The sequence below is a fragment of the Flavivirga jejuensis genome (assembly GCF_030540765.1).
GTDB classification, from domain to species: domain Bacteria; phylum Bacteroidota; class Bacteroidia; order Flavobacteriales; family Flavobacteriaceae; genus Flavivirga; species Flavivirga jejuensis.
Map to the genome: position 1 here is coordinate 412,788 of NZ_JAUOEL010000001.1, position 13,840 is coordinate 426,627.

Annotated in this window: 9 protein-coding genes; 4 read left to right on the forward strand and 5 right to left on the reverse strand. The window is 31.0% G+C overall.

The window, feature by feature from the left end:
• Positions 1 to 20: 20 nt before the first annotated feature.
• A complete protein-coding gene (locus Q4Q40_RS01835; protein ID WP_303299968.1) occupies positions 21 to 4,454 on the reverse strand; it encodes a chemotaxis protein CheB in 4,434 nt (1,477 codons plus the stop codon).
• Positions 4,455 to 4,811: 357 nt separating this feature from the next.
• On the opposite strand from Q4Q40_RS01835, the gene Q4Q40_RS01840 reads away from it, so the two are divergent.
• Together Q4Q40_RS01840 and Q4Q40_RS01845 are read left to right on the forward strand one after the other, a co-directional pair.
• Positions 4,812 to 5,423: a hypothetical protein gene (locus Q4Q40_RS01840; protein WP_303299969.1), complete on the forward strand. Its 612-nt coding sequence runs from the start codon at positions 4,812 to 4,814 to the stop codon at positions 5,421 to 5,423.
• Positions 5,424 to 5,604: 181 nt separating this feature from the next.
• Positions 5,605 to 7,149, forward strand: coding sequence for a glycine--tRNA ligase (locus tag Q4Q40_RS01845; protein WP_303299970.1), 1,545 nt, complete (start codon positions 5,605 to 5,607; stop codon positions 7,147 to 7,149).
• Positions 7,150 to 7,368: 219 nt separating this feature from the next.
• Here Q4Q40_RS01845 and Q4Q40_RS01850 read toward each other — a convergent pair whose 3' ends face one another.
• Both Q4Q40_RS01850 and Q4Q40_RS01855 read right to left on the reverse strand, forming a co-directional pair.
• Positions 7,369 to 7,839: an Lrp/AsnC family transcriptional regulator gene (locus Q4Q40_RS01850; protein ID WP_303299971.1), complete on the reverse strand. Its 471-nt coding sequence runs from the start codon at positions 7,837 to 7,839 to the stop codon at positions 7,369 to 7,371.
• Positions 7,840 to 8,456: 617 nt separating this feature from the next.
• Positions 8,457 to 9,821 carry a saccharopine dehydrogenase family protein gene (locus Q4Q40_RS01855; RefSeq protein ID WP_303299972.1) on the reverse strand — a complete coding sequence of 455 codons (1,365 nt, stop codon included), beginning with the start codon at positions 9,819 to 9,821 and terminating at the stop codon, positions 8,457 to 8,459.
• Positions 9,822 to 9,901: 80 nt separating this feature from the next.
• Here Q4Q40_RS01855 and Q4Q40_RS01860 point away from each other — a divergent pair, with 80 nt between their 5' ends.
• Together Q4Q40_RS01860 and pckA are read left to right on the forward strand one after the other, a co-directional pair.
• A complete protein-coding gene (locus Q4Q40_RS01860; protein ID WP_303299973.1) occupies positions 9,902 to 10,300 on the forward strand; it encodes a DUF423 domain-containing protein in 399 nt (132 codons plus the stop codon).
• Between the two features lie 60 nt (positions 10,301 to 10,360).
• On the forward strand, positions 10,361 to 11,977 hold the full coding sequence (gene pckA, locus Q4Q40_RS01865; protein ID WP_303299974.1) for a phosphoenolpyruvate carboxykinase (ATP): 1,617 nt from the start codon (positions 10,361 to 10,363) through the stop codon (positions 11,975 to 11,977).
• A gap of 194 nt (positions 11,978 to 12,171) precedes the next feature.
• On the opposite strand, the gene Q4Q40_RS01870 is transcribed toward pckA, so the two are convergent.
• Positions 12,172 to 12,921 (reverse strand): uroporphyrinogen-III synthase, encoded by a 750-nt coding sequence (locus Q4Q40_RS01870; protein ID WP_303299975.1) that lies wholly within the window; start codon positions 12,919 to 12,921, stop codon positions 12,172 to 12,174.
• Between the two features lie 22 nt (positions 12,922 to 12,943).
• Positions 12,944 to 13,591 (reverse strand): DUF4271 domain-containing protein, encoded by a 648-nt coding sequence (locus Q4Q40_RS01875; RefSeq protein WP_303299976.1) that lies wholly within the window; start codon positions 13,589 to 13,591, stop codon positions 12,944 to 12,946.
• Positions 13,592 to 13,840: the final 249 nt, after the last annotated feature.

A 13,840-nucleotide genomic window follows, 5' to 3' on the forward strand; every position in this document is an offset into this window, starting at 1 on the left:
CGATTACTTAAGTATAAATTTTAATTAAGCCATTTGTTAAGGGTGCTGAACAATTCATCTTTTATTACGGGTTTAGATAAAAAATCCACGCAACCTTTATTATAGCATTTTTCTTTTTCTTCAGGCATAGCATATGCTGTTTGCATAATTACTTTTGCCTCAGGGTTCATTTTTAAAATTTTATCCATGGCAGTAATCCCGTTCATTTCTGGCATTCTTATGTCTAATAATATGATATCAATATTTGAGTTGTTCTTATAGGTGTTTACAGCAACTTTTCCTGTTTCTGCAAAAAGAATTTTTGCTCCAGTATTTTTTAATACAATTTGAAATAAAAGTCGTATTAAAGAATCATCTTCTGCTATTAGAATAGTTTTATTCTTTAAGAAATCTTCAGAATTAGGAGCTTCAATTTTTATAGTTTTCTTATTTTCTTTTGTTGATTTTAAAGGTATAGTAAACTCAAATAAAGTACCAACTTTATATTTTGAACTTACAGTAATATACCCCCCTAAAAGTGTTATGATTCCTCTACAAATAGCTAAACCTAGTCCAGTGCCTCCGTATTTAGCATTATTTTCATAATTAATTTGTTTAAATCGCTCAAATATTTCAACCTGTTTATCTTTTTCAATACCTATGCCTTGATCTTTTACAAAGAATTTCAAATACCCTTGTTCAACTTCAAACCCAAAAGAAATTTTTCCTTTTTCAGAAAACTTTAGTGCATTATTTAGAAGATTAGATAGAACTTGTTGTAACCTTTGTGGATCTGTAATAATTATTAAATCTTTATATTCATCTGGTATAGATGTTTTAAAAATAATGTTGTCTTTGTCTTTAGATTTTTTTAATTCGTTATATGAAATTTCTAAATGATTTATAAGTTTAGGTATATGACATTCTTTATAAATCATTTTTATTTCGTTCGACTCTATTTTGGCTACGTCAATAATATCATCAATTAAATTTAAAAGTTGTTTAGAATTGCTATCGATAATCTCTAGATATTTTAACCTGTCTTTTTGATTAAGATAATTATTTTTAAGTAATTCTGAGAACCCCAGAACACTATTCATAGGCGTTCTAATTTCGTGGCTCATATTGGCCAAAAAATAATTCTTATGAATATTTGCTGCTTCTGCGTCCTTTTTTGCTTTTATAAGCTCTTCTTCAATAAATTTTTGCTGAGTTATATCTTGAGTAGCCCCTCTTAATCCAATAATTTCACCATCACCATTTCTAACTGCTTCGCCTTGTGCCCACAACCAACCAAATTCGCCATTTTGCTTAATTATATTCAATTCCATATCATAAGGAGTACCTTCGGTTATGGCTTTTTTTACTGAAGAAGACAATAATTTCCAACTATCTTTTGTGAACAATTTTTCATGCTCTGTGAATGGCGGTGGTGGTAATTTAGGATTAAATCCATAAATTTTATAAAGTTGTAAAGTCCATGTAACCTCGTTAGTAGCTATATCCATATACCAACTACCTACATGTGTTATTTCCTGTATGCGTTTTAGTTCTATTTCACTTTTACTGAGTGCTATTTTATTTTTCTTTTCTTCAGTAACATCTAAAATAGTACCCGCAAACTCACCTTTTCTCGGGCTAAAAGCATTCACAACAAAATACTTACCAAGGTCTGATACATAACTTTCTATGGTTTGATCTTTGCCTGTTAATGCAACTTCACTATATAATTGTATCCAATTATTAGGATCTTTTTTTAAACCTGGTAAGATTTCAGAGATTTTTTTTCCGATTAGGTTTTCTGCATTTATACCTAATATTTTTTCATAGGACGGATTTACATCAATATATTCCCAATCTATAGGAGTATCATTTTTGTCAGTAATAATTTTAGCGTGAATAAAGCCTTCATTTAGACTTTCGAATAGTTTCTGGTACTTTTTGTCTTTTTCAGCAAGTTCCTTTTCTGTTTCTTTAAGTTTGTTTATGTTATTTAATGTAATAACGACACCATTAATAACTTTATCGGTTGTAATAAATGGGCTTATTCTCTTAAGATAAAAGTTATTGTCCTTGTCTTTTACTTGTTTTTCTACAACAATTAATTTTTCAAGAACTAATTTTGAGTTTTCAATTATTGAAGCCCTTATGTCTTCTTCAAAGTTAGAAGTAAAGCTAGAAAGGGGTCTGCCAAGATCTAATTCATGTAAATTAAACACTTCTTTTAGTGCTGGAGTAAACTTTCTAATACGTAAATCTGTATCTAAAAAAACAGTTGCAATCTCTGTATTATCAAGAAGATTTGTAACATCATTACTTAGGTTGGTGAGCTCTTTGTTTTTTTCCTGCATTTCAGAGTTTACGGTATACAACTCTTCATTTACAGATTGAAGTTCTTCGTTGGTACTTTGAAGCTCTTCGTTAGATGCCATTAACTCTTCATTAGAAGATTGAAGCTCTTCATTACTGGTTTCTAACTCTTCAATAGCATTTTGTAATTCAGTTTTAACAACCTTAAGCTCCGTTTCAAGATCTTCCAAGCGTTGGTTAGAAACTTCATCAACATCAATATTATTTATGATTAAAGGTTCTTCATATTCTAGAACTTTATCATTAGCGAATTCTATTAAGTAGCATCCATTTAACTCATCATCAAAATCAGGCATATGAAATTTTAAATCAAAAGAAAAGTTTTTTTCGTTAGATTTATTTACAACCCCCTTAATAATAATATCTTGCTTTTTGTTTTCAATTCTTCTAATACCACTTCTTATTACTGCCGCAATATCTGGATTTACAATTTTTAATAAATTGTTTTGAAAAATCCCTTCGTTATGAGATAAACGTTTGCCAGCATCACCTTTTATATAAAGAATATTAAAGTTTTTATCTATAAAAATTGATGCAGGACTAAACTTTTTACTTAAGTATTTATGAAATATTGATACAGGATCTTCTTTTGTTTTAAATTGAGGAGTATTTATAGGTAATGTCGTGTTTTTATAAGTTATTGACGAAATTCTTTCAAGATTACTATTTTGAGAGGGAATTTGTCTTGTAGTGGATACGTTTTGATAAATTTTCCATTTAACATCAATAGTTTTAAAATATTTTGCAGTTTCACCTAGAGATTCGCTATTTCCTAAAAATAAATAAGAGAATTGATTTAATGCAAACTGAAAGCTAAACATGACTTTCTTTTGAATTTTATTATCAAAATAAATAAGTAAATTTCTGCAAGAAATAAGATCCATTCTTATAAAAGGAGGATCTTTAATAAGATTATGATTAGAAAACACTATTTTTTCTCTAACGCGTTTTATAATTTGAATTTTATCTCCAGTCTTTAAGAAATATTGATCCAGGTAAGGTTTCTCTATTTCGTTAACAATATTAATATGATACATGCCAATGCCTGCAACAGTTAATGCCTTTGGGTTAATATCTGTTGCAAATATTTTATAATCAAGATTTAATTGGTGTGTTCTAATGTAATCATCAATTAGAATAGCGATGGAATACACTTCTTCGCCTGTAGAACAACCTGCTACCCATATCCGAACTGTTTCAGATTTATTTTTGGACTTGCATATATCTGGGATTACTTTATCTTTAAGATTACTGAAAGCTTCTGTATCTCTAAAAAAACGTGTTACACCTATTAAAAAATCTTCTTTTAAAGTTTGCTTTTCATCTAAATTGCTAGACAAAAATGTGACATAATCAAATAGATGCTCTATATTGTTTATGTTCATACGTTTTTCTAGTCTACGTATAAGTGTGTTTTTTTTGTACTCTCTAAAATCTATTCCAGAAAATTTATAAACAATAGTTAAAATATTATTTATTAAAGTCTCGTCAGACGAATTAATATTAAAATCTTTAGATATTAATTTTTTGTTTGCAGGTATTTTGCAAAACAACCTGGCAATTTTTTCTGGATTTAGAATATAGTCTGCTATATTAGTTCCTATAGCAGAATTAGGCATCCCATCAAACTGTGCAGAAATTGGGTCTTGAACTATAATAGTACCACTACCTTCTTTAATAGTACGTATGCCTCTAGAGCCATCAGATCCTGTACCAGATAGAATTACACCAATAGCCTTTTCTTTAAACTCTTCCCCCAAAGTGTGAAAAAAAATATCTATGGGTAAGTTTAAATTGTGTTTTGGCCCTTTATTTAACAAATAAAGTTTCTTGCCTTTTATATGAAGGTTTTTGTTTCTTTGGTTAAAATAAATGCAGTTGGGCTTAATAACCTGTTTATCTTCTGCTGTGTAGATAGGCATATCTGTATGCTTACTAAGTAATTCGGGCATTAAACTTTTAAAGTCAGGCGAGAGGTGTTGAATAATTATAAAAGTCATCCCAGTGTTGTTAGGTATGTGATCAAACAGAGTTTGTATAGCATCCAAACCTCCTGCCGAAGCACCAATACCAACAACATACAAGTTGGAATTTTTATTCTTCATGGGGTATAGTAATATAAATTATAATATAAAAACGTCTCTATCTAAATGGATATTTTCCTACAATATAAGTAAGAATTGGATGTAAACAAACGATAAGTTGTTTTTTTTATAAGAAAATTATTCACATACTACAGTAATATTCCTTTTTAATAAACATAAAAGAAAATTTTTTATTGAGAATATTAAATCTGTTTTCTGTGTAACCATTTCATATTTATATAGTTGTGATTTGTGTAATATCTTTAAATTACAATTTTATAGCCTTCACCAGACCTCAATATCCATATCATAAAAAAACTTTTCAAGAATAGTTTTATAATTTGTAGATTTGATAATACACTATAAACTAACCTATTTATGAAAAAGCTTGCACTATTTAGTATTACCTTATTATTAATATGTAATAAAACCTATACTCAAAACACTCCTGAAGCTACAGGGTTATCTGCAATAACCTTCATTACAATTGAATCTGACAAAAAAGCTATTGCTAAGGAAATAGCACAATTTAGATCTAAAGAATATATCATTAATAATATAATAGGTAGAACAAACGGAAAAGATATTCGATTTGAAACTGAAAGTTTAGCTTCAGATGATAGTTCAAGTTTAGTTTCAATTGCTTTTAATTGTAATGAACTAAATGAAAAAGGTCTGCTTCTTGCATTTTTTGGACCAAATACAGATGCAAATGGAGAATTAAAGGATGCCTATGGATTTAGGTATATTCCTTTAAAAGAAGCCCAAGATTTATTTAAGAGAATAGATAAAGTCCAAGATGATAATAAAAAGTATTTGTCTAGTGATAATGACGTTAACAACGTTTATATAGAATTTGAAGATGTTAAATTTGTCATTTATAAAGATGATGGTGAACAGATAAGAGTTTTTTGGAATGGCTTTCAGATTGTTTGGGAAAGAACTGCTTTTGATAGAAGTAAAAGACGATTAAAGAAATGGTTTGATTAATATATTAACTTTATACTAACTCTAGATTTAAGCTCTAACCAAGAGACCATAACCTCAGTTTTAAACCATTAACAATGCTTATTTAAAAGCAATAAGACATCGTAGCTAAAAAAAATGCATATACATTGTTTTTTTTAGTAAACAACTCCCTTTGTTTCAAGCGGTTTTTTATTTTTGCACCATGGCAAATCAAGACGATAAATTTAAGAAGGTTATTTCGCATGCGAAAGAGTACGGTTACGTGTTTCAAAGTAGCGAAATATATGATGGATTAAGTGCGGTTTACGACTATGCACAGAATGGTGCAGAGTTAAAGAAGAACATACGCGATTACTGGTGGAAAGCGATGGTTCAAATGAATGAAAATATTGTAGGTATAGACGCTGCTATTTTTATGCATCCAACCACTTGGAAAGCTTCAGGGCACGTAGATGCTTTTAACGATCCATTAATTGATAACAAAGATTCTAAAAAAAGATATCGCGCCGATGTTTTAGTTGAAGACTATTGTGCTAAGATTGAAGCAAAAATTAATAAAGAGGTTGCCAAAGCAGCAAAGCGTTTTGGGGAATCTTTTAACAAAGAAGAATTTGTTTCTACGAACGGACGTGTTTTAGGTTATCAAGAAAAAATAAAGACAACGCTTTCGCGGATGGCAAAATCTTTGGAAAGTGAAGATTTGGCTGATGTTAAAGCCCTTATTGAAGAGTTAGAAATTGCTGATCCTTTAACAGGAAGTAAAAACTGGACAGATGTTAAGCAGTTTAACCTCATGTTTGGCACCAAACTAGGTGCTTCTGCAGAGTCTGCGATGGATTTATATTTACGCCCAGAAACAGCTCAAGGTATTTTTGTGAATTTTTTAAACGTTCAGAAAACAGGACGTATGAAGATTCCATTCGGAATCGCACAAACAGGAAAAGCCTTTAGGAATGAAATTGTAGCAAGACAATTTATTTTTAGAATGCGTGAGTTTGAGCAAATGGAGATGCAGTTTTTTATAAAACCAGGGACTCAAAAAAAATGGTATAAGCATTGGAAAGAACACCGAATGAAATGGCATTTGTCTTTAGGTATGGGAGCAGATAATTATCGTTTTCACGATCATGAGAAATTAGCACATTACGCGGATGCAGCTTCCGATATTGAATTTAAATTCCCATTTGGTTTTAAAGAATTAGAAGGTATTCATTCACGTACAGATTTCGATTTAAAAGCGCATGAAGAGCACTCTGGAAAAAAACTACAGTATTTTGACCATGAAGATAACGCCAGTTATACACCATACGTTTTAGAAACCTCTATCGGTTTAGACAGAATGTTTTTAGCTGTATTTTCTAATTCATTGCAAGAAGAAGCCTTAGAAAACGGAACAACACGTACTGTTTTTAAACTACCAAGTGTTTTAGCACCAGTAAAAGCGGCTATTTTACCATTGGTTAAAAAAGATGGCTTACCAGAGGTTGCTCGTAAGATTGTAGACGAATTAAAATGGGATTTTAATGTTATTTATGATGAAAAAGATGCCGTGGGAAGACGTTACAGAAGGCAAGATGCCAACGGAACACCATTTTGTATCACTGTAGATCATGATACTTTAGAAGATAATATGGTTACCATTAGACACAGAGATACTATGGAACAGCAACGTGTTAAAATAGAAGATTTAAGAAATATCATTAAAGAAGAAGTAGATGTACGCTCTTGGTTAATGAAGATGTCATAAATTCCTTTGAAGAAAGGCATCTTAAATTCCAAAAATAAAATTCTAAAATCCCAAACATTCTTGTTTTGGGATTTTTCTTTTTTAATGTCATTTATTAGAGTGAGAAGCTCTACACTGAATTGGTATATCCGTTTTTTAGTCAGTGAGTTAAAAAAATCCTTAAATCTTACGTCATATAGCAAAGCGGTCTTACGTCTTTTTTGTCGACACTAACACGCCCTATATCCGTATTTGCCTATCAATTTGTTGATCTAAAGAAATAATAGATTCTGTTCTTAAAACCCCCACGATACTTTGAATTTTATTATTTAATAATTGCATTAAGTGGTTATTATTGTAAGCTAGTATTTTTATAAAAATATTCCAGTTGCCAGTAGTATAATGACATTCTAAAACTTCGGGAACTTTCTTTAAAGCTCTAATAACATCCTCATTGTTTACCGCTTTTTCAAGGTAAATACCAACAAAAGCCATGGTAGAATAGCCTAACACTTTTGGATTGATAATAAATTGTGATCCAGAAATAAGTTTAGATTTTTCTAATTTTCGTAGACGTTGATGAATAGCAGCACCAGAAATACCAACATTTCTTGCAATCTCTAAAATGGGCGTTCTAGCATCTGATGTTAAGGCACGGAGGATTTTTTTATCAATACCATCTATTATTATAGGTTTGATTTTAGATTTCATTAGTTGAATTTTAAAACATAAAAATAGGTATTTGATTTCAAATTGAAACCATGAAGCATATAAAAGCTTTACATTTTAATAAAAGCCAAAGGTGTGAGGCCAATAATATTAATAAACTATTATTAGTTAGATAAATATATGTTACTTGTCTCCTTGAGCCTACAGTGTACCCACAAATATTAATATTATAGATATGCTTAAAAAATATACTATATAAAAAGGTAGACACGAATTTCACGAATTTTCCTGCCTACCGGCAGATTTCAAACCTGTATAAGTATTATGACAGACTGAAAGTCTGATTCGTGTTAATGTTAGGTATAGAGATTTCAACGACATTGAGATTCTATTCGTGTAAATTTGTGCAATTCGTGTCTTAATTATCGTTTTATGCTCAGGGTTTAGTTTGCTGTATTAGTTTATATAGCTTAGAGTTTGTAGGGAAAATAACTTAAAAAAGATGTGGGTACACCGTAGCTCCTTGAGCGCAGTCTAGAGGTTGTTAATTTCAATACCTTTAACAGGTCTCGACTAGTCTATTTTTAGCTGATTCGAAAACCTCGACCAGACATGTATATGTATTAATGGTTATAAACAAAATAAAAACCGAACTCAGCTTAATTATTCAAAGGATTATAACCTAAATAAGGTATTTCCTTTTCGTGAAATGTAACACCAAAAGATTCCAGTTCTTTTAAAATAGGTTCGTAAACTTCTTTATTGATAGGAATTTGAACACCAGGAGAGGTGATTTTTTTATTTAGAATGGCAAGTGTAGCTATAGCAACTGGCAAGCCTACCGTTTTTGCCATAGCTGTATAGGTTTGATCTTCTCCCAAAACGACCATACTAGCATCTATTTGATGTTTTTTTCCATCTTTTTCGTAACCGAACTTATGATACATTACAATCATATCTTTATCATGGGGATCAAGAGTCCAACTGTCCATAAGTATTTTTTGGAGTATTTGTGCAGGGGTTGCTTTTTTAAGACCTACTTTTTTATCAGCATTAAAAATGTCGAGCTCCGTAAGTTTATCCCACACAATATCATCCTGATCAATTTTTAGCGCATGTCTTAATTTTAATTCTACAGAATCTGTAGGGCTATAGGTTAAAAAAGCATTTATAAAATCGCGATAACTCATAGTTTCGCTACCGTCTATAGTATAACTGTCATCTGTCATTCCTAGCATAACGAAAATATTCCATGCACGACTAAAACCAACACGCCTCATAGTTCCTCTATATAAAGTCTTAACGTTATTGAGTCCATAAACACTTTGATATTTTAGAGAGTCTCTATTTGCATAGGCTTCAAAACGTCCAAAACCATCAATGTCTAGAAATTCGGTGCGTCTAAACAAATGATGATAGGGAATGTATTTATAAGTGCCTTCTTGTAAAAATTTTGCAGCGCCACCTTGTCCCGCAGTGACTACATTTCTGGGGTTCCAGGTAAACTTATAATTCCATAAGTTAGTATCACTTTCGGGCGCTACTAACCCACCAGTAAACGATTCAAACAAGATGACTTTCCCGCCATTATTGCGAATACGGTCTAAAACTTGCATCGCACTCATATGATCTATACCTGGATCTACACCAATTTCATTCATTAGTATAAGTCCTTTGGCTTTCGCATCGGCATCTAAAGCTTGCATTTCTGGACTGACATAAGATGCTGTAACCATATGCTTTCCAAACAAAACACAATCTTTAGCAACCTCTATATGAAAACGGGCAGGAAGCATAGATATAACAATATCTGCATCTTTTATAGCATCGGTGCGAGATGTATCATCGAAAACATCTAACAATATGGCCTTAGTATTTTGATGATTGCCAGTTAGTTTTTTTGCAGCATTAAGGTTTAAATCACCAACTGTAATAAAAAGATTTTCGGCAGTCGATTTATCTAATAAGTATTTTAGAAGACTAGAAGTTGATTTTCCTGAACCAATGACTAAAATTTTTCGCATAATGAGAATAGTTAATTAGTTTTGTGATAACGAATTTAATAAATACAATAGTTTTTAATAGCCTTGATTAAATACATATTATGAACAAAAAAATATTAATTACAGCATCAATTTTTGGAATATTGGCTGTCATTTTAGGAGCATTTGGAGCACATGCGCTAAAAAAAATAATGACTGTTGAAGCTCAACAAACTTTTGAAACTGGGGTAAGATACCAGATGTATCATGCTATTTTACTACTATTTATAGGTAGCACTACATACATTCAACAAAAAAAGAAGAAAATCTTATACTATTTAATTGTAATAGGAATCATTTTATTCTCAGGATCTATTTACGGATTAGCAACAAACTTGTTAACAACTTTTAATTTCAAAACTATTGGTTTTGCAACTCCAATCGGCGGATTACTTCTAATTTTAGCATGGGGGTTTCTAATTATGAATTTCTTAAAAAATGAACCTAAAAACGATAATTAATAATAAATAGTTTGAAATAATTGTCTTAATTTTGCACAATAAATAATTTTATAACAAATTATGGTAAATTACAATCAAGTCACGAAAACGATTTCGTTGGAAACATACGGAATAAAAAATGCCAATGTAAAGTATCAACTTTCTCCAGAACAACTTCATGATATTGCTATTGAAAAAGGGCAAGGTTTAGAAGCTTCATCTGGAGCTTTAGCAGTTAACACAGGTGAGTTTACAGGGCGCTCTCCAAAAGATAGGTTTATTGTTAAAGATGCTATAACGAAAGACCGAGTTTGGTGGGGAGATATTAATATTCCGTTTGATCCTGATAAGTTTGATGCCCTATATAATAAGGTTGTAGATTATTTATCTAATAAGGAGCTTTTTGTAAGAGATAGCCTCGCCTGTGCAGATGTAGATTATAAATTAAATATTCGTATTATTAATGAATATCCTTGGAGCAATCAATTTGCCTATAATATGTTTTTGCGTCCAACAGAGGATGCGTTAAAAGATTTTGATCCCGAGTGGACGGTAGTCAATGCTCCTGGTTTTATGGCAGATCCCGAAAAAGATGGTACGCGCCAACATAATTTTGCTATTTTAAATTTTTCTAAAAAGATAGCTTTAATTGGTGGTACAGGATATACAGGTGAAATTAAAAAAGGCATTTTTTCTGCTCTTAATTTTATACTTCCAGTATTTAAAAACACATTACCAATGCATTGTAGTGCTAATGTTGGTAAAGATGGTGATACAGCTATTTTCTTCGGATTATCAGGTACAGGAAAAACAACATTATCTACAGATCCAAATAGAAGTTTAATTGGAGATGATGAACATGGTTGGACTGCAGAAAATTCGGTGTTTAATTTTGAAGGAGGCTGTTATGCTAAGGTTATTAACCTTTCGAGAGATAACGAGCCAGAAATATATGATGCTATTAAAAAAGGCGCTATTCTGGAAAATGTTATTTTAGATACAGATGGGCATGTAAATTTTGAGGATACTTCTATTACTCAAAACACAAGAGTTAGTTATCCGATTAATCATATTGAAAACATCCAAATTCCTTCTATAGGAAAGAACCCAAAAAATATTTTCTTTTTAACAGCAGATGCTTTTGGAGTATTGCCTCCAATATCAAAGTTAACACCTAGTCAGGCAGCATATCACTTTATTTCTGGATATACCGCAAAAGTAGCAGGAACAGAAGCAGGCGTTGTAGAACCACAACCATCCTTTTCTGCATGTTTTGGTGCACCATTTATGCCTTTGCACCCAGCTAAATATGCCGAGATGTTAAGTGAAAAAATGAAAGATTCTGGTGTTAATGTGTGGTTGGTAAATACAGGATGGACTGGCGGTCCTTACGGTATTGGTACAAGGATGAAATTAAAATATACACGTGCCATGATTAATGCAGTATTAAACGGAGAGCTTGGGTTGTATAATTATGATGACTACCATATACATTCTGTTTTTGGAGTGGCACAACCTAGAGAATGTCCAGGCGTACCAACAAGCGTTTTAAGTCCTAGAGCGACTTGGAATGATGATGAAAATTATTATAAAACAGCTTTTAAATTAACCAATGCATTTCGTGAGAACTTTAAAAAATTCGAGGCTCATTGTAATGAGGAAATAAGACGTGGCGGTCCGCAACGTTATGCGTTTTAGTTTAAAAGAATACCTTTAGGTTTAGCCCCGAGGTTTTTATTTAAATTGTTATTTCCGTGAAATCGTAAGATTCATGAATTTATTATTATATAATGAATAAAACGGGAATCTAAATACAAAAAGGGATGATTTGAAAAAATCATCCCTTTTTGTTTATGAAGTAAGTAGTTTAAACTACTTCTATGATATAAGGTTTACTTTCCTTTATTAACTTTATCAATATATTTCTGTAAAGCCATTGTCATTGATGGCGTTTCAGGTGTTGGAGCGGCAATGTCTACTCGTAAGCCTTTATCTTCTACAGCCTTTATTGTTGTATTTCCAAAAACAGCAATTCGTGTTTCGTTTTGTTTGAAATCTGGAAAGTTATGAAATAAAGATTCTATCCCAGAAGGACTAAAAAACACTAAAACATCATAATACACATTAGCTAAATCGGATAAGTCGCTAACCACTGTTTTGTAAAAAGTGGCTTGTTTCCAATTAACACCTAAGGCGTCTAAAGTGGAAGGAACTTCTGGTTTTACTTTATCTGTATTCGGTAATAAGAATGTTTCTTCTTTATACTTCTTAATTAATGGCGATAATTCTGAAAACGTACGTTTACCAACATAAATTTTACGCTTTCTATATACCACATATTTTTGAAGATAGTATGCAACAGCTTCAGACTGACAAAAATATTTCATACTATCTGGAACTTTAAATCGCATGTCTTCTGCAATTCTAAAAAAATGATCTACAGCGTTTCTACTAGTTAAAATAATAGCAGTGTAGTTATTTAAATCTACTTTTTGTTGTCTAATGTCTTTTGCAGATACGCCCTCTACATGAATAAAAGGTCTGAAATCTATTTTAACCTTTAGCTTATCTTGTAAATCAAAGTAGGGTGAGTTTTCTATTTTAGGTTCTGGTTGAGATACTAAAATTGTTTTTACTTTCATACACGCAAGTAGTTGGTTCTATTTAATTGGTAAAAAACACCTTGTATAAAATAATATAAGGTGAGATTTCGAGAGTGCAAAGATACAAAATAAAATAAAAGTAATTGTGTTTTATTAAATTTTGATGCGTTTTAAAAGAAGTAATAAGCCCAATAATATTAACAATTAGCATTAAAATGATGATTATATATATAATTGGTAAAGAAGGATTAAAGCTAAATAATAGTAAAGCGTTTATAGGGAGCAATAAAATACCTAAGTAATTTTTATAGCTAATTTTCTGAAAAAGATATTCGTCCATTAGTTTGTCAATTCCAAAAAGACTCCCAAATAGGCGTTCGATAAGAACCTTTATTAAAATTAAAACGCCAATGCTAAACCCTATTTTAAATAAGGCATCTATAGATAAAAGCTTGCCATCTGTTATGTGTTGGTAAGCAATAAAGGTGAAAACGGATAAGGAAAGGATTAAATTTCCAAATAGTAAGGCATCAAAATTGTCGAAGAATTTTTGATCTCTAGAATAAATTTTAAGGTATTTAGAATTTCCCAAAAGAGATATAAACTCATCAAACCGCTTTTGAGAAGTCAATTTTGCGATAGCTACAATAAGTAGTCCTGCAACTAATAAAATTGTAAATAATTCATTTGATATAGTCTCCCGAAGCATGCCATAAAATTATTATAATTATTAACACGACGCTTATAATTATTAAGGAATATTTAAAGAAGTGGTTTAAACTTTTTTTCAATTGGCTACAAAATGCTCTTTTTCACTCAATTTTTGCCTTTTTATTGTTCCATAGAACTACTATGAATTACAAAAAAAATGCTTTAATTGACGATAAAACAACTATTTTTTGCTTCAATCAAAAAAGTTTAAACCACTTCAAAAAAATAAACGGTTATTAATGTACAT

Bases quoted from the DNA above. Each gene is read 5' to 3' on its own strand.
- Q4Q40_RS01860 (WP_303299973.1), top strand. From the start codon at position 9,902: ATGAACAAAAAAATATTAATTACAGCATCAATTTTTGGAATATTGGCT.
- Q4Q40_RS01870 (WP_303299975.1), bottom strand. From the start codon at position 12,921: ATGAAAGTAAAAACAATTTTAGTATCTCAACCAGAACCTAAAATAGAA.
- Q4Q40_RS01875 (WP_303299976.1), bottom strand. From the start codon at position 13,591: ATGCTTCGGGAGACTATATCAAATGAATTATTTACAATTTTATTAGTT.
- Q4Q40_RS01845 (WP_303299970.1), top strand. From the start codon at position 5,605: ATGGCAAATCAAGACGATAAATTTAAGAAGGTTATTTCGCATGCGAAA.
- Q4Q40_RS01855 (WP_303299972.1), bottom strand. From the start codon at position 9,821: ATGCGAAAAATTTTAGTCATTGGTTCAGGAAAATCAACTTCTAGTCTT.
- pckA (WP_303299974.1), top strand. From the start codon at position 10,361: ATGGTAAATTACAATCAAGTCACGAAAACGATTTCGTTGGAAACATAC.
- Q4Q40_RS01840 (WP_303299969.1), top strand. From the start codon at position 4,812: ATGAAAAAGCTTGCACTATTTAGTATTACCTTATTATTAATATGTAAT.
- Q4Q40_RS01850 (WP_303299971.1), bottom strand. From the start codon at position 7,839: ATGAAATCTAAAATCAAACCTATAATAATAGATGGTATTGATAAAAAA.
- Q4Q40_RS01835 (WP_303299968.1), bottom strand. From the start codon at position 4,454: ATGAAGAATAAAAATTCCAACTTGTATGTTGTTGGTATTGGTGCTTCG.